Below are 19,723 nucleotides of genomic sequence, written 5' to 3' on the forward strand. Positions count from 1 at the left end.
GCCGTCACGATGCGCTTCGGCGGCGTGCAGGCGCTCGGCGGGGTCGACCTCACCATCAGGGAGGGGGAGATCTTCGCGCTGATCGGCCCGAACGGCGCGGGCAAGACCACGGTGTTCAACGCGATCACCGGCGTCTACCGGCCGACCTCAGGCGAGGTGCGCTTCAACGGCGAGAAGATCAGCGGTCTGAAGCGGTTCACGATCACCAAACGCGGCGTCGCCCGCACCTTCCAGAACATCCGGCTGTTCCACAGCATGTCGGCTCTGGAGAACGTTCTGGTCGGCTTCGACGCGCACAACCGCACCGGCGCGGTCGGCGCGGCGCTCGGCCTGCCGTGGCACCGCCACGCGGAGCGACGCGGGCGGGAGCATGCGATGGAGCTGCTGGAGTTCGCCGGCATCATGCACCGGGCCGACGAGACGGCCAAGAACCTGCCGTACGGCGACCAGCGCCGGCTGGAGATCGTGCGAGCCCTGGCGACCGACCCCAAGCTCCTGCTGCTCGACGAGCCGGCCGCCGGCATGAACCCGGCGGAGAAGATCGAACTCCAGGGGCTGATCAAGAAGATCCGCGACGCGGGCCGCACGATCCTCCTGATCGAGCACGACATGTCACTGGTCATGGGCATCAGCGACCGCATCGCCGTACTGGACTTCGGCCAGAAGATCGCCGAGGGTCTCCCGGCAGAGGTGCAGAGCGATCCGAGGGTCATCGAGGCGTACTTGGGGGCACCCGCAGATGCTTCTTGAGATCAGGGACATCCACGTCCACTACGGCAAGATCGAGGCGCTCAAGGGGGTCTCGCTCGACGTCGGCGAGGGGGAGATCGTCACCCTCATCGGCGCGAACGGCGCGGGCAAGACCACCACGCTCAAGACGATCTCGGGTCTGCGTTCGCTGACGTCGGGCAGCATCGCCTTCGACGGCAAGGACATCAGCAGGCTGCCTGGCCACAAGCGGGTGCTGGTCGGCATCGGCCAGTCGCCGGAGGGCCGGGGCGTCTTCCCGGGCATGTCGGTGATGGAGAACCTGCTCATGGGCGCCTACACCCGGTCCGGCGACTTCTCCAAGGACCTGGCCGAGGTCTTCGACCTGTTCCCGCGGCTGGCCGAGCGCAAGAACCAGCAGGGCGGCACCATGTCCGGCGGCGAGCAGCAGATGGTGGCCATCGGCAGGGCGCTGATGAGCAAGCCCAAGGTGCTGCTGCTGGACGAGCCGTCGATGGGCCTGGCGCCCAAGCTCGTGTCCCAGATCTTCTCGATCATCAAGGAGATCAACAACCGGGGGACCACGGTCCTGCTCGTCGAGCAGAACGCCCAGCAGGCGCTCCAGATCGCCCATCGGGCGTACGTCCTGGAGACCGGCAGGGTCGTGAAGTCCGCTCCGGCGGCGGACCTGCTCAACGACCCGCAGGTCCGGGAGGCCTACCTGGGCGGCGCCCTGGGACAGCACTGACGGACCCGTCCGACTGACGGACCCGTTCGCGTGGCGACGTTCGCGTCGCGACGAAGGAGAGGCCGGCCGGGAAGGAGTTCCCGGCCGGCCTTCCGCGTCCGGCGGCCTGTCACCTTCGCCGGCTTCTCGCCCGGACGGCGGCGGAGCAGGCCGTGCTCACCGCGACCGCTGCGCCGGGTTCTTCGAAGACGCGAAAACGGTGGACGAGGCGCTGAGAAAGTATGGCGAGCCCGCGGGACCTTTGGGTCCGTACACAGCTTCCCCGGCTCCGCACGTTGTCTACTCGGTCCCCACGGGCTCTGGGGGCACCACGGTAGCGACCTGAGGGGCAGGTGTGCAAAGAAAGCCGCAAGGTCGTTCTGTTATGGAGTCAATGGGCGGAATGTCTGCTTCTCTCGGTCCGGCCGCGATGGTAGGGCGCGAGGATCACTCGGCGTCGCGGAGCATGCAGGTCAGGCGCGCGGTGCACACCCGCCGCCCGCCGTCGTCGTTGATCTCGATGTCGTACGTCGCGAGCGTGCGGCCGCCGTGCACGAGGGTGGCGATCGCGGTGATGTGGCCGGATGTGGCCGACCGGTGGTGCGTCGCGCTGATCTCGATCCCCATCGCGATCCGCCCGGGACCCGCGTGCAGCGTGGCGCCGAAGGATCCCAGCGTCTCGGCGAGCACGCAGGAGGCGCCGCCGTGGAGCAGGCCGTACGGCTGGGTGTTGCCCGCGACGGGCATGCGGCCGACCATCCGCTCGGCACTCGCCTCCAGGACCTCGATGCCCATGCGCTCGTGCAGGTGGCCCTCGCCGGCCTGATTGACGGCGGCGAGGAACTCTTCGGGGTCGATGAGGGTCAAGGGGAGACCTCCTCTGGGAAGAGCCCGGGTTTTATGTCGTACAGGGAGACTAGGCTGCGGATGTGCCGAAGAGTGAAGCGACCCCCGACCGTCCGTGTCTGCTGCTCCTGGACGGGCATTCCCTTGCGTACCGCGCCTTCTACGCGCTCAAGGACGCCAATCTCATGACGACCGACGGCCAGCACACGGAGGCGGTCTACGGTTTCACCTCCATGCTGTCCAACGTCCTGCGCGACGAACGCCCGAGCCACGTGGCGGTCTGCTTCGACCGCAGCGAGCCGACCTTCAGGCACGAGGCGTACGACGGATACAAGGCGAACCGGGCGGAGACGCCGGAGGACTTCCGCGGCCAGATGCAGCTCATCTTCGAACTGCTCGACGCCCTGCGCGTTCCCCGGCTGTCGCTGGCCGGATTCGAGGCCGACGACCTGATCGCGACGCTGGCCACCCGCGCGGCCGCCGAGGACATGAACGTGCTGATCGTCACCGGGGACCGCGACGCGCTCCAGCTCGTCGACGAGCGGATCACCGTGCTGATGACCAGACGCGGCATCAGCGACATGACGCGCTTCACCCCTGAGGCGGTCGCGGAGAAGTACGGGCTCACCCCGGCGCAGTACCCGGACTTCGCCGCGCTGCGCGGCGATCCCAGCGACAACCTGCCCAACATCCCCGGTGTGGGCGAGAAGACCGCCACCAAGTGGATCGTCGAGTACGGATCCCTCGACGAGCTGGTCAGGCGGGCCGACGAGGTGAAGGGCAAGGCGGGCGAGCGGCTGCGCGAGCACCTCGGCCAGGTGATCCACAACCGGATGCTGACCGAGCTGCGGCGCGACGTCGCCGTCGAGAGCGGCGTGGCCGACCTGACGATGGGCCAGTGGGACCGCGAGGAGGTCAACAGGCTGCTCGACGCCCTGCAGATCCGGGGCGAGCTGCGCGAACGGCTCTTCAAGACCCTCGGCGCCGCCGGTGCCGCCGAGCCCGAGGCGGAGGAGGGCTTCGAGCTCGAGGTGACCGTGCTGGAGCCGGGCCAGGTGGCCGGGTGGCTGTCCGGCCTGCCCGAGCCGTCCGGGCAGGATGGGGGCCGGGCCGGGCTCGCGTTCCGCGGTGTGTACGGCAGCGGCACCGGCCGGTTGGACGGCATCGCCATCGCCACGGCGGCCGGCGCCGCCTACGTGGACCCCACGCGGCTCACCCCCGAGGACGAGGCGGCCCTCGGCGAGTGGCTGGCCGACGAGTCGCGGCCCAAGGCCGTACACGACGCCAAGGGGCCGCTGCTCGCCCTGTGGGCGTACGGACAGGACCTGCGCGGCCTCACCTGCGACACCGCCCTGGCGGCCTATCTGGCGCTGCCGGGGCAGCGGTCGTTCCCGCTCGACGACCTGGTGCTGCGCTACCTGCGCCGTGAGTTGCGTGCGGAGACCGCGTCGAACGGCCAGACCTCGCTGTTCGACGACGTCGACGCGGGCGAGGCGCGTGACCTCGCCCTGCGGGCCCACGCCGTACGGGAGCTGGCCGACGCGCTGGAGGAGCACCTGTCGCGGCGCGGCGGCACTCGGCTGATCACCGAGGTGGAGCTGCCGCTGGTGCGGGTGCTGGCCGAGATGGAGCGGGCCGGGATCGGTGCCGACAGGCAGTATTTCGCCGCGCTGGAAGCGGAGTTCGGCGCCGCGGTGAAGCAGGCCGTCGAGGCCGCGCATCAGGTCGTGGGCGAGCAGTTCAACCTGAGCTCGCCCAAGCAGCTCCAGGAGATCCTCTTCGGCAAGCTGGGCCTGCCGAAGACCAAGAAGATCAAGACGGGGTACACGACGGACGCCGACGCGCTGGCCTGGCTGGCGCTGCAGACCGACAACGAGCTGCCGACGATCCTGCTCAGGCACCGCGACCAGACCAAGCTGCGGACCACGGTCGAGGGGCTGATCAAGGAGATCGCCGACGACGGGCGCATCCACACGACGTTCAACCAGATCGTCGCGGCGACCGGGCGGCTGTCGAGTGAGAAGCCGAACCTGCAGAACATCCCGATCAGGACCGTCGAGGGCCGCCGCATCCGCAAGGGTTTCACGGTGGGCGAGGGCTACGAGACGCTGCTGACGGCGGACTACAGCCAGATCGAGCTGCGGATCATGGCGCACCTGTCGGGGGACGAGGCGCTGATCGCCGCGTTCGAGTCGGGTCACGACTTCCACCAGGCGACCGCCGCCCGGGTCTTCGACCTGCCGCCCGAGGAGGTGACCGCCGATCTGCGGGCCCGCATCAAGGCGATGAACTACGGACTGGCCTACGGGCTGTCCGACTTCGGGCTGTCCGGTCAGCTCGGCATCTCCGTCCAGGAGGCCAGGGCGCTCAAGGAGGAGTACTTCGAGGAGTTCGGCGGCGTCCACGACTACCTCGAGGCCGTCGTGGCGCAGGCCCGCACGGACGGCTACACCGAGACGATCCTCGGTCGCCGCCGTTACCTGCCCGACCTCACCAGCGACAACCGGCAGCGGCGCGAGATGGCGGAGCGGATGGCGCTCAACGCGCCCATCCAGGGCTCAGCGGCCGACATCATCAAGGTCGCCATGCTCAACGTGCGGCAGGCGATGACGGGCATGCGCTCGCGGATGCTGCTCCAGGTGCACGACGAGCTGGTGTTCGAAGTCGCGCCAGGGGAGCTGGAGGAGCTGACCGCGCTCGTGCGCGAGCAGATGGGCGCGGCCTACGACCTGCGGGTGCCGCTGGACGTCTCCGTCGGCGTCGGCGAGACGTGGGAGGACGCCGGACACTGATCGCTCCGGGCGGGCCGTTCCCCGCCCGCCCCCCGCCCGGTTCCCGGCGACCCCGGCGCTGATCGACTCCAGGATCGATCGGCTCCAGGATCGATGGGCGCCAGGATTGATGGACTCCAGGATCGATCGACTTCGGGGATCGACTCCAGGGTGATCGGCATCCAGGATCGATCGACTTCGGGATCGGCTGCAAGCTGCTCGGCTCCGGTGCGGATCGGCATCCCGCACTGATCGCCGGCAGCCGTTCTTGCCCTCGTTTTTGCCTGCCCGCCATTTGATCACGGTCTCGAGCCCGGTCACCGTTCCATGTGATTTGGGTAAAATTTGGGCATTATGGTCGGATGATCGTGCGGGACGTTACTCGAGTCACGGTGCTGGCCAACGTCGTGGTGGTCGTGGTGGGCCTCGTCGTGCTCACGCTGCTGCCCCGGTGGAGTTCGGGGGGCGACGGCCCCCGGACGGCGGTGGTGGCGCGGCCGTCGGTGTCGGCGTCGGCGACGGCGTCCGCCGGAGTGCCGTCCGGCGAGCGGGCGCCGGTGACCGCGACGCCGGAGTCCGCGAAGAAGGTGAAGGCCAACGAGGCCGGGCTGGTTCCGGTGATCATGTATCACCGGCTGCTGCCCAAGCGGATCGCCTCCATCGACCGCACCCCCCGCCAGTTCCGCACGGAACTGGAGCGGCTGGCCAGGAAGAACTACGTGCCGATCACGGCCGCCGAGTTCGTGTCCGGCGAGATCGACATCCCCGCGGGCTCCCACCCCGTCGTCCTCACCTTCGACGACGGCCACCCCAGCCACTTCGCCCTGGACGCCCAGGGGGTGCCGAAGCGCGACACGGCCGTCGGCATCATCTACGAGGTCGCCGCCAAATATCCGAAATTCCGGCCGGTCGCCACGTTCTGGATCAACCGGACCCCGTTCGGTCTGAACGATCGGGCCGAGCAGACCCGGGCCGTGCAGTGGCTCGTCGAGCGGGGTTTCGAGGTGGCCAACCACACCTATGATCACCCGGACCTGCGCAGTCTGCCGACGAAGCGGGTGAGCGAGCAGATCGTGCGGCAGGAGCGGCTGCTCGCCAAACTCGGCACGGGGCCGTCCACCACGCTCGCCCTGCCGTACGGCTCCCGGCCCAGGAAGCTGAGCGTGGCGCACGACGGGAAGTGGGACGGCACGAAATACGACTTCGATGGCGTGTTCCTGGCCGGGGCCGAGCCCGCTGTTTCGCCCTTCGCGAAAAAGTTCGAGCGCTACGCGATCCCGAGGATCCAGTCCAACGGAAAACACGGGGAATGCAGCCGCTGGTGCACGGCCTATTGGCTCGACTGGTTGGACGAGCACCCCAAGAAGCGGTATACGTCCGATGGGGATCCCAAGAGGGTGTCGATCCCCCGCAAACTCCGCGACACGGTAGCCTCAAAGCGAGCAGGGAAGATCGTCGTCTACTAGCGGCGTGTTCCCTTGCCTCGGATTGACCCCGCCCGTCATGTCTCATATGCTGATCGCTGCGTTGTGGGCTCGCGCGCGTCTCGGACGGAGCGGGCTCGCGCTCGGTCATCTGTCGCTGCGATCGCTGAACAGCCTCCGATGAACGAAAACAAGCCCGCCGCGCTTCCGTCACAACGACATCTGTCCGGTTCGGAGCAATTCCACACATGACGAGCAGCACTGAGGCCACCTCGAGCACCCCGCAGGTAGCGGTCAACGACATCGGTTCCGAGGAGGCCTTCCTCGCCGCGATCGACGAGACCATCAAGTACTTCAACGACGGCGACATCGTTGAAGGCACCGTTGTCAAGGTCGATCGAGACGAGGTCTTGCTCGACATCGGCTACAAGACCGAGGGCGTGATCCCGTCCCGCGAGCTCTCCATCAAGCATGACGTCGACCCCGCCGAGGTCGTCGAGGTCGGGGAGCACGTCGAGGCGCTGGTCCTCCAGAAGGAGGACAAGGAAGGCCGCCTGATCCTGTCCAAGAAGCGCGCCCAGTACGAGCGGGCGTGGGGCACGATCGAGAAGATCAAGGACGAGGACGGCATCGTCACCGGCACCGTCATCGAGGTCGTCAAGGGTGGTCTCATCCTGGACATCGGCCTGCGGGGCTTCCTGCCGGCGTCCCTGGTCGAGATGCGCCGCGTCCGCGACCTGCAGCCGTATGTCGGCCGCGAACTCGAGGCCAAGATCATCGAGCTGGACAAGAACCGCAACAACGTGGTGCTGTCCCGCCGTGCCTGGCTCGAGCAGACGCAGTCCGAGGTGCGCCAGACGTTCCTCAACACTCTGCAGAAGGGCCAGGTCCGCAAGGGCGTCGTCTCCTCGATCGTCAACTTCGGTGCGTTCGTGGACCTCGGCGGCGTCGACGGACTGGTGCACGTCTCCGAGCTGTCCTGGAAGCACATCGATCACCCCTCCGAGGTCGTCGAGGTCGGCCAGGAGGTCACGGTCGAGGTCCTGGACGTCGACATGGAGCGCGAGCGGGTCTCGCTGTCGCTCAAGGCGACGCAGGAGGACCCGTGGCAGCAGTTCGCCCGGACCCATCAGATCGGCCAGGTCGTGCCCGGTCGCGTCACCAAGCTGGTGCCGTTCGGCGCGTTCGTTCGCGTCGAGGAGGGCATCGAGGGCCTGGTGCACATCTCCGAGCTGGCCGAGCGCCACGTGGAGATCCCGGAGCAGGTCGTGACGGTCGGCGAGGAGATCTTCGTCAAGATCATCGACATCGACCTCGACCGCCGCAGGATCTCCCTGTCGCTCAAGCAGGCCAACGAGGGCGTCGGCGCCGAGGTCGAGTTCGACCCCACCCTGTACGGCATGGCGGCGACGTACGACGACCAGGGCAACTACATCTACCCCGAGGGCTTCGACGCCGAGACCGGCGAGTGGCTGGAGGGCTTCGACAAGCAGCGCGAGGAGTGGGAGCGGCAGTACGCCGAGGCCCAGGCCCGCTTCGAGGCGCACAAGTCGCAGATCGAGAAGGCCCGGCAGGAGGAGGCGGCGGCCAGCCAGGCGGCCTCTTCGTCCTACGGCGGCGAGACCTCGTCGCAGAGCCAGTCGAGCGGCGGCGCCCTCGCCTCCGACGAGGCTCTCGCGGCCCTGCGCGAGAAGCTGGCCGGCGGCCAGAGCTGACCCGGGCGACCGGTTCGAGAGCGCCGGTTCAAAGAGCGCAGCTTTAAAGAGCACCGGATCAGAGAGCACCGGTTCAGAGAACGGCACGGAGGCCCCGCTTCGGCGGGGCCTTCCGCGTGTCCGGGCACTCCCGTCACCGATGAGCTCATCCACCCCCGATAAGGTGACGGCGTGGTTGACATCGAACGGGCCGCGCCCGGCGACGCCGGGGAGATCCTCACCCTCCAGCGGGCCGCCTACGTGACCGAGGCGCAGCTCTACGGCGACCCGTTCCTGCCCCCGCTCGTCGAGACGGTCGAGCAGGTGCGGAAGGTGATCGACGGCGGCGTCGTGCTCAAGGCGACGGAGGGCGCCCGGCTGGTCGGATCCGTCCGCGGTCAGTTGTCCGGCTCGACGTGCCTGGTCGCCCGTCTGATCGTCGCGCCCGATCGGCAGGGACAGGGCATCGGCGGTGGGCTGCTCGCCGCGCTGCACGAGGCCGTGCCGGAGGCCACCGCGTTCGACCTGTTCACCGGCCACCTTTCCGAGGGCAACCTGCGGCTGTACCGGCGCCTCGGCTACCGCGAGACCCGCCGCGAGCGCGTGCAGGATCACCTGACCCTGGTGCATCTACGTCTCAGCCGCTGACGGCCGCATCAACCGTTCGTCCGTCCGCGCCTCGCCCAGCACGCGTACTGCACGGCGTACGGCACCGCCTGCCCGGCGGGCCGTGCCGTACGGAAGCCCGATAGGCTGCGGGACGTGTTCAGGGTGGGACTCACGGGCGGCATCGGCTCGGGCAAGAGCGAGGTGTCACGGCGGCTCGCGGAGCGTGGCGCGGTCGTCATCGACGCGGACAAGATCGCACGTGAGGTGGTCGAGCCGGGAACGCCCGGGCTCGCCGAGATCGTCGAGACGTTCGGCGCCGGTGTGCTGCGCCCCGACGGGACGCTCGACCGGGAACGGCTCGGCTCGATCGTGTTCGCCGACTCCGGCAAGCTGAAGGTGCTCAACGGGATCGTCCACCCGAGGGTCGGCGCCAGGGTCGAGGAGCTCCAGCAGGCCGCTCCCGCCGGGGCGATCGTCGTCTACGACGTGCCGCTGCTCGCCGAGAACGGCCTCGCCCCGATGTACGACGTAGTGATCGTCGTGGACGCCTCCGATGACGTACGCGTCCGCCGGTTGCGGGAGTTCCGGGGCATGGCCGAGGAGGACGCACGGGCCCGGATCGCGGTCCAGGCCTCCCGTGAGGACCGCCTCAAGGTGGCCGACATCGTGATCGACAACGAGGGTTCGCTGGACGCCCTCGAGAAGCGGGTCGCCGAGGTCTGGGACGAGCTCGTCGCCCGAGCGGCGGCGTACGCCCCGGGCGCGTGACCGAGGGGTGCCCGTAGCACGGTTTCGCCGCGGAACCACGACCCGGGTACGGCGACGGGGATGACGGCGAGCCGCCGGTGCTCGTCCACCTTTTCGGCCGGCTCTGATCTCCGGCTGTGAACCCGCCGGGCCGGCCGTCTCTTCACCGTCGAAGGTGATCGTGGGCCGGCGAGCCTGCGGCTCCCGACCGGGAGCGAACCGCGCCGCCCGCCGGCACGTCTATCGATCATGAGGATGCTTCCGGCCGCACTGCTCATCGTGCTCGCGACGGCCTGCGGTTCCACCCGAGCACCGGTCACTGCCGACGAGTTCACGGACCTCGCCCATGAGGTCGCAGAACGCTGGCAGAGTTCGGCGGAGAGAGAGCCGTGGATCGTTGGGTTCGTCCCGCTACGGAACCTGACCTTGGAGCCCGATTGGGGACGCATGCCCCGCTGGGTCGGGCGGAGCATGATCAACAGCGCCTGGAAGCTGGAGACCGAGCTCCCGGTCGAGGTGCCCGCCCCGGCCAAGCTGCGCTGGGCCGATGAGAGCACGCTAAGCGTGCCCGTGCTGACGGCGGCAGCCGCCTACGCCGGGCTCGGCAAGCCCAGGTCCTTCGTCGACGATAAGTGCCCGGCCAAGGGGTGCCGACCACTGCGCGTGGTCGCGGTGGCGCGGGGAGAGGCCACGATGCCCAGTAGTCGGGGGGACGTGCAGGTACCGACGTGGGACTTCACCGTGAAGGGCGTACCGGAACCGTTCCGGCGGGTGGCGGTGGACCCGGCCGCGATGGGCGGACCGCCCCGGCCCCTGGACGACGGGATCCAGGAGGTGCACACCTACGAGGTGCGCACGCCGACTGAGCTCCAGCTGAGTTACGTGCACGGCACGTGCGACACGACGTACGGCTCGCGCGTCCACGAGACGCCCTCGGCAGTGGTCGTGGACGTCGACGTCCGGCGCGACGACAACGTGGAGGTCTGCAACGATATGGGGAAGACGGACCGGATCACCGTCACGCTGCGCGAGCCCCTGGGCCGTCGGGTGGTGCTGGACTCCAGCAGCGGGGTGCCCCTGCTGCCGCAGAGCGACATCCGCCTGGTCGAGTTCCAGAACTATGACCCGCGCCGCTCCTAGCCCGGCGATACGTACTTGCAGGGCTGCCCGCATGTGAGGCTAAGAAGATCAAGAACCGGATCCATCTGTGTTCGCGCCCTGAGACCTCGCGTGAGCAGGAGGTGGAACGACTGCTGGGCCTCGATGCCACCTTGGTCGCCGATCAACGGAATCCAGATGGTTCGGGCTGGTCTTGGGCCTGCTGGAGCGGTCGCGCAGGCCGTCGATGCCTTCGGCTTGATAGCGGCGGTACCAGATGTAGTAGGCGTTGCGGCTGATTCCGTAGTACCGGCAGGTCTGCGCGACGTTGCCGGTGACCTCTTCGGCTTGACGGATGATCGCCAGGCGGTGCCGGGCCCGGCGATCAAGCCGCTGTTCGGCTGATGGGGGCATGGAAGTCTCCGTAGTGATCGGAGACCCGAGATGTCAACAACCTCCGTCAGTTTTAGACCTAGGGCGCGTACTCAGTTGTGATCAAGGTGGTCCGGGCGATCTCTGATCCAGATCACCGCTGCGCGGAGGTGGAGGCCGGCGAGGTAACTCGCAGGGGTCTTGTCGTAGCGGATGGCGATGCCTCGCCAGGCCTTCAGCTTGTTGATCAGGCGCTCGACGGTGTTCCGCCCTTGTACAGGTCGGCGTCGTGGCTAACGGGCCGGCCGCCCTTGCTGCCCTTCGACTTCTTCCGGCTGGCGGCTTGGTCCTTCTTCTCCGGAATGACTGCCTTGATACGGCGAATGCGGAGGTAGGCGCGGTTGCCGTGGGAGGAGTAGGACCTTGTCCCCGGCAATCGCGCCAGGCCGGGTGCGGGGACGACCGACGGGCCCCCGGACCCGTATCCTCTTGAGCACGGGGATGAACTGCGGACTGTCGGCCGCCTGCCCCGCGGTCACGACGAACGCCAGCGGGTGGCACCTGCGGTCGGCAGCGAGGTGGATCTTGCTGGTCTGCCCGCCCCTGGAGCGTCCGAGCAACGCCGCTTTCAACCGGAGCCTGCGCCGCTGCCGGATACATCGCTCTTGCCTTAGGCAACTGCGGCTCGAGCCAGGTCCACTATGCGTCGGTCAGGTCTCACGTGCCATAAACCAAAGATCGTTGCAATCCAACATCTACTTGCGATACACGCCTTAGCAGGGGTGATTGAGGAGTGTAATGGGTTGTGTTCGATGATGTGTTCGAGGTAGGCTTGGGGCAGACGTTGAGGGTGAGTTTTGCTGGCGGGCCGTTGTGGGGCCATTCGCCGAGTGCTGAGGTAGCCGTTTCCTGTCATGGGGAGTCCCGGTCGTGTGATCGGGGTGGTTGTTGCTTTCGTCTCGGTGAGGGGGTGTCCGTGGTGGCCGTTCCGTTGTGTGAGCCGGTCTCGCCCGGTGAGTCGCCGGTGCCGTGTCTTTCGGTCGTGCCGGTGGGGGACGCCCCGGTGCCTGCTCCTGCTCCTGCTCCTGCTCCTGCTCCTGTTTCTGCTCCTGCTCCTGTTTCTGCTGTTGCTGTTGCGGCTGCCGGTGCTGGTGCCGGTGCCGGTCGTGGTGAGGGCGGGGTCGGTGGGGGTGTCACCGGTGTCGGTTCTTGCGGTCGTAACACTGCCGGTGTGGGCGCGCGGGGTGTGGATGAGCTGTGCGTGGATGGGGACGGTGGCCCTTCCGGTCCCGATGCCGATCCCGGTCCTGATGCCGATCCCGGTTCTGATGCCGCTGCCGATTCTGGTGGCGCTTGTGACGGTCAGGGTTTTGGCGGCGGTCGTGGTCCGGGTGGTGGTTGCGGTTCTGGTGGCGATGGTGTGGGGGATGGCGGGGTCGGGAGTGGGGTTTGGGCGGGGTGGCTGGATGGTGGGGGCGGGGTGCCGGTGCCGCTGCCGGAGGGGATGGCCGGGGCGGTGCCGGGGGCGGAGCTGGCGGTGGTGCTGGCCGGGGTGGATGTGCGGCGGGTGTCGGGGTTCGACACGGTGGAGGTGTTGAAGGCGGCCTACCGGCAGGTGTGTCATACCCGGGCCTGGTTTTTGGCGGTGTTGCTGGAGGTGGGGCTGCGCGAGCAGGGGTCGGGCCAGGAGGTGTGCCGGGTGCAGGTGCCCGATGAGTTCGCTCCCGATGAGGCGCGGGCGGCGCTGGTGTGGTCGCGCCGTCGTTCCGATAACGCTTTTGAGCTGGCGTGGAATGTGCATCGGCGGTTGCCGGTGCTGGGGGAGGCGATGCTGGCGGGGGTGCTGGACGAGCCGCGGGCGATGGCGTTCGTGCGCTGGACGGCGGGGCTGACCGATGAGCAGGCCGGGCAGGTGTGCGCGCGGCTGGTGGGGCAGGCGCCGGGCTGGACGGTCGGGGAGCTGATCGAGCGGATTCAGCGGATGGTGCTGGCGATCGATCCGTTGTGGGCGCAGAAGCGGTATGCCGAGGCGGTCCGGCGGCGCCGGGTGGCGGGGGTGCGCAACGGCGACGGCACGGCGAGTGTGTCGGGGCTGGACCTGCCGCTGGATCGGGCCGCGGCCGGGTGTGAGCGGATCGATGTGCTGGCACGGGCGTGCAAGCGTGCGGGAGATCGACGGCCGATCGATCACATTCGGGCGGATCTGTTCTTGGGATCGCTGGACGGCTCGTTTGAGAGGTTGAGCGATGAAGAGATCATCGTTCACGTCCTCGCGCATCCCTTCATCGACCCCGACCCCGACCCCGGACCCGATTCCGGTCCCAGCCCCGACTCCGACCCCGGACCCGATTCCGGTCCCGGCCCCGGTCCTGGTCTTGGAGCTGTTCCCGTTCCCGGTCGTGGCCCCGATTCCGACCCCGGCCCCGGTGCCGGTGCCGGTCGTGGCCCTGTTTCCGGACCTGATCGCGGTCCTGGCGCTGATTCTGGTGCTGATGCCGGTCCTGGTGCTTGTCCTGATTCCTGCTCCGATTCCGGTGCTGGTCCCGGTTCTGATGCCGGTGCTGGTGCTGGTGCTGGTGCTGGTGCCGGTGCTGGTGCTGGCGGTGATCGCCTTCCCGGTCCTGGTCCTGGTGCCGGCGATGAGCGCCATGGTTTTGATGGTGGGGACGGTATGGGGGGCGGCCTTGACGGTGATGGCGCTGATCGTGACGGTCGCGATGGCAGCAGCGGTCACGGCCGGGGCGCGCTGGGCAGGGCCGGACTCACCGCGGGGGCCGATCCGGCCGGGGAGGAGCCGGCGCGGGCGGGCCGGGGGTGGGCGCTCGGTGAGATCCGTGTCGGGGTGATGACTCTGCTGGGACGTGATGAGCATCCCGCTCACGTGCCCGGCTGGGGGTTCGTGCATGCGGACCTGGCCCGTTGGATCGTGGCCCGGATGCTGCCGGGGGAGTGGCGGTTTGCCGTGTGCGGCGACGACGGCCGGCTGTTGCATGCCGGGATCACCCGCCACCGCGCGCGACCGGTCACCTCCTCAGCGGGTCAGGCCCACCCGGCAGCAGACGCCCGCCCGGCCAGGGATGTGCCCCCGGCCCGTGACAGGCGCCGGGGTGGGATCGTCGAACTGCAGATCTCCTGGACTCACCTGTACGAACTGACGCGCCGGCCCGCCGGCGCGGGCGACTGGTCGAACCTTCTGGCCGATCTGCTCCGGCAGACCCGCCGCCACCTGGACCACGATGGACACGACCATGGCGCGGGCCTCACACCCGCCGGTGATCACGGCGGGCATCCTGGCTCCGCTCCCGCCCCCGCCTCCGGCCCCGATTCCAAGCCCGGCCCCGATTGCTGTGGGGTTCACGGTTCGTGTCCTGAATCCGAGCGTGACGGCGGTCCCGATCCCAATCCCAATCCCGGTCCCGGTCTTGACCGTGACCGCGATCGTGGCCTTGATCCTGGGAATGACCATGACCATGATCGTGGCTGTGGCTGTGGCTGTGGCTGTGGCTGTGGCTGTGGCTGTGGCTGTGGCTGTGGCTGTGGCTGTGACTGTGACTGTGGTCCCGATCATGGAGATGGCTGCGGGCTTGACGGTGGGGAAGCCACTGAGGGTGATCCCGATCGCGATGAGATCACTCACCGTGATCCACGACGTGGTGATCCAGGACGGGGCGAGGCCGGTCATGACGATCCAGATCGTGGTGGGGCCGGTCGTGGTGATCCAGAGCACGGTGGGGCTGGTCGCGGTGGGGCTGGTCGCGGTGGGGCTGGTCGCGGTGATCCGGGTGGTGGGACCGGTCGCCGAAGGGCTGATGCCGTCTTGCGGCGTTATGTCCAAATCCGTGGCCGGGTGTGTTCTTGGCCCGGCTGCCGCGTGCCCGCCACCAAGACCGACCAGGACCATATCGTCGACTGGTCCTTGGCCGGCCCCACCTGTGCGGACAATCTGGAGTTGGCCTGCCGGCACGACCATCGCGCCAAGCATGAGGGCGGCTGGCGGGTGACCAGGCCCGAGCCGGGTCTCACCGTCTGGACCAGCCCGCTCGGGCACGTCTACCCGGTCCGGCTCCCTCCGGTCATGGTCCCCCTGCCCGATCCGCAGCCGCGAAACTGGCCCAAGGCGCCACCCGACCGCCTGCCTCAGGACACCGAGCCGATCATGGCCGATGAAACCCCGGCCGAAGGCTCGGCATCAAGGCCGGAAGCGGCGGGGCATGCTGCCATGGGATCGGGACCGAGCCGGGTATGGCCAGAAGCAGTAGAAGAAGAAAGACCCGAAGAAGAGGACATCTTCGGAGGTCGGCTCCTGATCGATCGCGATCTTCCTCCTTTCTGATGGCCTACGTCCTGCCCATATGCGGTCCGAGATCAGGAGGTCAGCAGGGTGTGTCAGAACCCATGGCCGTCGGAATCAAGGGCGGGAGCTGGGGAACCGTACCGGAATTGTCGGTCGCGCCACGTAGGTTATGGAGACGTGAGCGTACGGCGCCGGGGGCGGGCGTGCCAGGGGCCGGGCGTGCCGGGCAAGAGTGGAGTGGTGAGCGAGCGATGAAGTCTCTGATCGACCTGCAGCGCAAGGCGGCGCCCTTCGAGGTCGTCACCGAGATGACGCCGTCCGGCGACCAGCCGACGGCCATCGCCGAACTGGAGCGCCGGGTCCGGGCGGGAGAGAAGGACACGGTCCTGCTGGGCGCGACGGGCACCGGCAAGACCGCCACCGTGGCCTGGCTGGTGGAGCGGCTTCAGCGCCCCACGCTGGTCATGCAGCCGAACAAGACGCTCGCCGCGCAGTTCGCCAACGAGCTTCGCGAGATGCTGCCGAACAACGCGGTCGAGTACTTCGTCTCGTATTACGACTACTACCAGCCCGAGGCGTACGTTCCCCAGAGCGACACCTACATCGAGAAGGACTCCTCGATCAACGAGGAGGTGGAGCGGCTGCGGCACTCGGCGACGTGGTCGCTGGTGTCGCGGCGTGACGTGGTCGTGGTCGCCTCGGTCTCCTGCATCTACGGTCTGGGCACCCCCCAGGAGTACGTCGAGCGGATGGTCGGCCTGAAGGTCGGCCAGCAGATCGAGAGAGATCACCTGCTGCGCAGGCTCGTCGATATGCAGTACACCCGGAACGATCTGGCCTTCACCCGCGGCACTTTCCGGGTGCGAGGGGACACCGTCGAGGTCATTCCGGTCTACCAGGAACTCGCCGTCCGCATCGAGATGTTCGGCGACGAGATCGAGAGGCTGTCCACCCTCCACCCGCTGACCGGTGAGGTCGTCGGAGAGGACGAGGAACTGCACATCTTCCCCGCGTCGCACTATGTGGCCGGACCGGAGCGGATGGAGCGCGCGATCAACGGCATCGAGGCCGAGCTCGCCGAACGGCTCGCGGATCTGGAGCGGCAGGGCAAGCTGTTGGAGGCCCAGCGGCTGCGCATGCGGACCACCTATGACATCGAGATGATGCGCCAGATCGGCACCTGCGCCGGCATCGAGAACTATTCCCGTCACATCGACGGGCGGGAGCAGGGAAGTCCGCCGCACACGCTGCTGGACTTCTTCCCGGAGGACTTCCTGCTCGTCCTCGACGAGTCGCACCAGACCGTTCCCCAGATCGGTGCCATGTACGAGGGCGACGCCTCGCGTAAGCGGACACTCGTCGAGCACGGCTTCCGTCTGCCGTCCGCGATGGACAACCGTCCGCTGAAGTGGGAGGAGTTCCTGGAGCGGATCGACCAGACCGTCTATCTGTCGGCCACGCCCGGACCGTACGAGCTGGGGCGCAGCAAGGGCGATGTGGTCGAACAGGTCATCCGGCCCACCGGCCTGGTCGACCCCGAGGTCGTGGTCAAGCCCACGAAGGGCCAGATCGACGACCTCATGGAGGAGATCAGGGCACGGGCCGAGCGAGACGAGCGGGTCCTGGTTACGACGCTGACCAAGAAGATGGCCGAGGATCTGACCGACTACCTCCTCGAGAACGGCATCCGGGTCCGCTATCTGCACAGCGAGGTGGACACGCTGCGCCGCATCGAGTTGCTGCGTGAGCTGCGCCTGGGCGAGTTCGACGTGCTCGTCGGCATCAACCTGCTCCGCGAGGGCCTCGACCTGCCGGAGGTGTCCCTTGTGTCCATCTTGGACGCCGACAAGGAGGGCTTCCTGCGGTCCGAGACATCGCTGATCCAGACCATCGGCCGGGCGGCCCGTAACGTGTCCGGCCAGGTGCACATGTACGCGGACAAGATCACGCCGAGCATGGAACGGGCGATCGAGGAGACCAACCGGCGCCGGGCCAAGCAGGTCGCCTACAACGAGGTCAACGGCATCGACCCGAAGCCGCTGCGCAAGAAGATCGCCGACATTCTCGACAGTCTCGCCAGGGAGGACGCGGACACCGCACAAATGCTCGGCGGCGCCGGTCGTCAGCAGTCACGCGGCAAGGCTCCGGTCCCCGGTCTCGCCTCCAAGCAGGCCGGCCGGCACGCGAAGGCCATTGTGGGCGAGATGCCGAGGGCACAGCTCGAAGCACTGATCGAATCGCTCACCGAGCAGATGCACACCGCGGCGGCCGATCTCCAGTTCGAGGTCGCGGCCCGGCTCCGCGATGAGATCAAGGAACTCAAGCGCGAGGTTCGCGACATGCGCGAGGCCGGGGTCGAATGACGGGCCTATCTTTATGATCTTTCGGATCGTATGATCTTCCTGCCTTGATCAAGCAGGTAGGAGGAACATGAGCAGCGATGCGCATCACACCCCTCTGTCCGGATCGCTGAGCCTCGAAGAGTTACCGATGGAAGAGGACCGGACGGCTCCGTACGCCATGCTCCGAGACGCCGGTCCCGTCGTACGTCTCAAGAACGGTGGATTCGTCGTCACCACTCGGGAGGGCGCGGATCACGTACTACGCAATCCCGAGATCTTCTCCTCCGAGCAGGCATTCGCCACATTGGGCAGCCCTGTTCCGTTGCTGCCGATCGCTTCCGATCCACCCGCTCACACCCGCTATCGGCGGATTCTGCAGCCGTTCTTCACACCGCGGACGGCCGCCCGCCTGGAGCGATCGTCCCGTGAGCAGGTCAACTCGCTCATCGATCGCATTGCCGGCAGGGACTCGTGCGAGGTGGTCGCCGAGCTTGCCAGGCCCTTTCCCGCCGATGTGTTCCTGATGCTCTTCGGCCTGCCGCTGGAGGATCGGGAGCGTCTCCTGGCCTGGAAGGACGCGATCGTCGATTTCGCCGATCTGTCCGGCTCCGCCGAGCCCCCTCCGCAGGTGATGGAGTCGGCACAGCAGCTCTTCGAGTACGTCGCGGCCCACGTCGCCGCCTGCCGGAGTGGCGACGGAAGCGGGTTGCTCGCCGAGGTGTTCGCCGACACCGAGGACGACCCGCTCAGCGACACCGAAGCGCTGGGGCTGTGCTTCCTGTTCATCATCGCGGGCATCGGCAGCGTCACCTCGGCGCTCAGCCTGATGTTCGCCAAGCTGGCCGCGGACCCCGGTCTCCAGTCCCGGGTCGCCAAAGATCCATCGATCATCCCGGCCGTGACCGAGGAGATGCTTCGGATCGATCCCGCGAACTGTGTCCTGCCGCGCGTGGCCACGCGTGACGTGGAACTGTACGGCCAGCACATCCCGGCCGGCTCGAACGTGGGTGTCGCCCTGGGCGCCGCCAACCGCGACCCCGCCGAGCTCGACGATCCGGACATCTTCGATGTCGAGCGCGCCTACAACCATCTGACCTTCGGCGGCGGGCCTCATCGGTGCGTCGGCATCCATCTGGCGCGGATGGAGTTCGCCGTGGTTCTGGAAGAGTGGCACCGCCGCCTACCGTCGTACCGGCTCGCCCCCGGCTACACCCCGCGGATCACCTGGCCGTCGGGCGTGGTCGGCCTGGACACCGTACCGCTGGTGTTCCCCAAGGAGACCTGATCAGGGCATCGACCGACCGGGCGGGGCACGCCGCGGCCGCCGCCCGGCTCTGTCGATGAGACCGGGGAACCTGTGCTCCAGCCCTCGCCGGGGACGTACCGTCGGACGATCCTGGCGGGCACTCCGGCGATCACCGAGTGGTCGGGGAACTCGCCCCGTACGACCGCGCCGCCGGCGACGACCGACTGCCGGCCGATCCGGGTCCCCGGCAGGATGATCGCCCCCGTGCCCAGCCAGGAGCCCGACCCGATGACGACGGGCTTGTTGCGCGGCCACTGCCGCCCGATGGGCGTCTCCGGGTCGTCGTACACGTGGTTCTGGTCGGTGATGTAGACGTAGGGGCCGGTGAAGACGTCCTCGCCGATGTCGATGGACTGGTGGCCGACGATATGGCTGCCCCTGCCGATGGAGCAGCCGCGGCCGATCCGCACGATCGAGCCGGGGCCGAGGTCGACCCCCGGGCCCATGCCGGCGGAGAGGGAGACGCGCTCGCCGATGAGCGTGTGGTCGCCGATCTCTATCCATTCCTCCCCGAAGATCGCGCCGACGGGGAAGGCGATGAACGCCCCGTCGCCGAGGCGGCGGAACCGGTAACCGCCGGTGGAACCGGGGCTGAGCGCGGCCGCCTCGCGCAAGTAGGCCCATCCGCGGTGGACGAGTCGGCCCACGGCGCGCTTCACGATCGACATAACCGGACAAGTTACCCGCTGGTCGGCTTATCGGCCATATCGGGTTCGCGCACGTAGGTGGGCCGATAACGGGAAGCGTTTGATAATCTGAGAGCCCGTGGGCATCGCGGCCGCCGA

General features: G+C 68.2%; 16 protein-coding genes and 3 pseudogenes. 14 read left to right on the forward strand and 5 right to left on the reverse strand.

Annotation, left to right across the window (positions count from 1 at the left end; all coding sequences use genetic code 11):
• The first annotated feature begins 9 nt into the window (after positions 1-9).
• Together AP234_RS28985 and AP234_RS28990 are read left to right on the forward strand one after the other, a co-directional pair.
• Complete coding sequence (locus tag AP234_RS28985) at positions 10-750, forward strand: ABC transporter ATP-binding protein (RefSeq protein WP_152990681.1); 741 nt, start codon at positions 10-12, stop codon at positions 748-750.
• On the forward strand, positions 740-1,456 hold the full coding sequence (locus AP234_RS28990; RefSeq protein WP_055482936.1) for an ABC transporter ATP-binding protein: 717 nt from the start codon (positions 740-742) through the stop codon (positions 1,454-1,456). The genes AP234_RS28985 and AP234_RS28990 overlap by 11 nt, the downstream gene beginning before the upstream one ends.
• A gap of 426 nt (positions 1,457-1,882) precedes the next feature.
• Here the strand turns inward: AP234_RS28990 and AP234_RS28995 are convergent, their stop codons facing one another.
• Complete coding sequence (locus AP234_RS28995) at positions 1,883-2,230, reverse strand: PaaI family thioesterase (protein WP_152990682.1); 348 nt, start codon at positions 2,228-2,230, stop codon at positions 1,883-1,885.
• A gap of 134 nt (positions 2,231-2,364) precedes the next feature.
• Here AP234_RS28995 and polA point away from each other — a divergent pair, with 134 nt between their 5' ends.
• The 6 genes from polA (at position 2,365) to AP234_RS29025 (ending at position 10,666) form a co-directional block, all read left to right on the forward strand.
• A complete protein-coding gene (gene polA, locus AP234_RS29000) occupies positions 2,365-5,073 on the forward strand; it encodes a DNA polymerase I (RefSeq protein ID WP_055482938.1) in 2,709 nt (902 codons plus the stop codon).
• A gap of 341 nt (positions 5,074-5,414) precedes the next feature.
• Positions 5,415-6,518 carry a polysaccharide deacetylase family protein gene (locus AP234_RS29005; protein WP_055482939.1) on the forward strand — a complete coding sequence of 368 codons (1,104 nt, stop codon included), beginning with the start codon at positions 5,415-5,417 and terminating at the stop codon, positions 6,516-6,518.
• Positions 6,519-6,724: 206 nt separating this feature from the next.
• On the forward strand, positions 6,725-8,191 hold the full coding sequence (gene rpsA, locus AP234_RS29010; protein ID WP_055482940.1) for a 30S ribosomal protein S1: 1,467 nt from the start codon (positions 6,725-6,727) through the stop codon (positions 8,189-8,191).
• A gap of 171 nt (positions 8,192-8,362) precedes the next feature.
• A complete protein-coding gene (locus AP234_RS29015) occupies positions 8,363-8,818 on the forward strand; it encodes a GNAT family N-acetyltransferase (protein WP_055482941.1) in 456 nt (151 codons plus the stop codon).
• A gap of 114 nt (positions 8,819-8,932) precedes the next feature.
• Positions 8,933-9,547, forward strand: a complete 615-nt coding sequence (coaE, locus tag AP234_RS29020) for a dephospho-CoA kinase (RefSeq protein ID WP_055482942.1) — start codon at positions 8,933-8,935, stop codon at positions 9,545-9,547.
• A 228-nt stretch (positions 9,548-9,775) separates the two neighbouring features.
• Positions 9,776-10,666, forward strand: coding sequence for a hypothetical protein (locus tag AP234_RS29025; RefSeq protein WP_152990670.1), 891 nt, complete (start codon positions 9,776-9,778; stop codon positions 10,664-10,666).
• Between the two features lie 153 nt (positions 10,667-10,819).
• Here AP234_RS29025 and AP234_RS38945 read toward each other — a convergent pair.
• Both AP234_RS38945 and AP234_RS35455 read right to left on the reverse strand, forming a co-directional pair.
• Positions 10,820-11,038 (reverse strand): annotated as a pseudogene (locus AP234_RS38945) (helix-turn-helix domain-containing protein); the annotation flags it as partial.
• A 71-nt stretch (positions 11,039-11,109) separates the two neighbouring features.
• Positions 11,110-11,664, reverse strand: a pseudogene (locus AP234_RS35455) (IS5 family transposase); the annotation flags it as partial.
• Between the two features lie 836 nt (positions 11,665-12,500).
• Here AP234_RS35455 and AP234_RS39700 point away from each other — a divergent pair.
• Both AP234_RS39700 and AP234_RS38955 read left to right on the forward strand, forming a co-directional pair.
• A pseudogene (locus AP234_RS39700) lies at positions 12,501-13,187 on the forward strand (DUF222 domain-containing protein); the annotation flags it as partial.
• Between the two features lie 184 nt (positions 13,188-13,371).
• The gene (locus tag AP234_RS38955) at positions 13,372-13,842 is read left to right on the forward strand and encodes a hypothetical protein (protein WP_235558429.1); all 471 of its coding nucleotides are present in this window, start codon (positions 13,372-13,374) and stop codon (positions 13,840-13,842) included.
• 185 nt (positions 13,843-14,027) lie between these two features.
• Here AP234_RS38955 and AP234_RS38960 read toward each other — a convergent pair whose 3' ends face one another.
• Positions 14,028-14,285: a hypothetical protein gene (locus AP234_RS38960; RefSeq protein ID WP_055482945.1), complete on the reverse strand. Its 258-nt coding sequence runs from the start codon at positions 14,283-14,285 to the stop codon at positions 14,028-14,030.
• A gap of 139 nt (positions 14,286-14,424) precedes the next feature.
• On the opposite strand from AP234_RS38960, the gene AP234_RS38965 reads away from it, so the two are divergent.
• From AP234_RS38965 to AP234_RS29055, 4 genes are all read left to right on the forward strand, one after another.
• Entirely contained in the window at positions 14,425-14,997 is a 573-nt protein-coding gene (locus AP234_RS38965) for a hypothetical protein (RefSeq protein WP_235558431.1), read from the forward strand.
• Between the two features lie 155 nt (positions 14,998-15,152).
• Positions 15,153-15,329, forward strand: coding sequence for a hypothetical protein (locus AP234_RS38970; protein ID WP_235558432.1), 177 nt, complete (start codon positions 15,153-15,155; stop codon positions 15,327-15,329).
• A gap of 212 nt (positions 15,330-15,541) precedes the next feature.
• Positions 15,542-17,653 (forward strand): excinuclease ABC subunit UvrB, encoded by a 2,112-nt coding sequence (gene uvrB / locus AP234_RS29050; protein WP_055482947.1) that lies wholly within the window; start codon positions 15,542-15,544, stop codon positions 17,651-17,653.
• 127 nt (positions 17,654-17,780) lie between these two features.
• A complete protein-coding gene (locus AP234_RS29055) occupies positions 17,781-18,917 on the forward strand; it encodes a cytochrome P450 (protein ID WP_160330507.1) in 1,137 nt (378 codons plus the stop codon).
• On the opposite strand, the gene AP234_RS29060 is transcribed toward AP234_RS29055, so the two are convergent.
• Entirely contained in the window at positions 18,839-19,606 is a 768-nt protein-coding gene (locus AP234_RS29060) for a DapH/DapD/GlmU-related protein (protein WP_055482949.1), read from the reverse strand. The two genes, AP234_RS29055 and AP234_RS29060, sit on opposite strands and share 79 nt — an antisense overlap.
• Positions 19,607-19,723 lie beyond the last annotated feature (117 nt).

Source organism: Sphaerimonospora mesophila, assembly GCF_001417795.1.
GTDB lineage: Bacteria > Actinomycetota > Actinomycetes > Streptosporangiales > Streptosporangiaceae > Sphaerimonospora > Sphaerimonospora mesophila.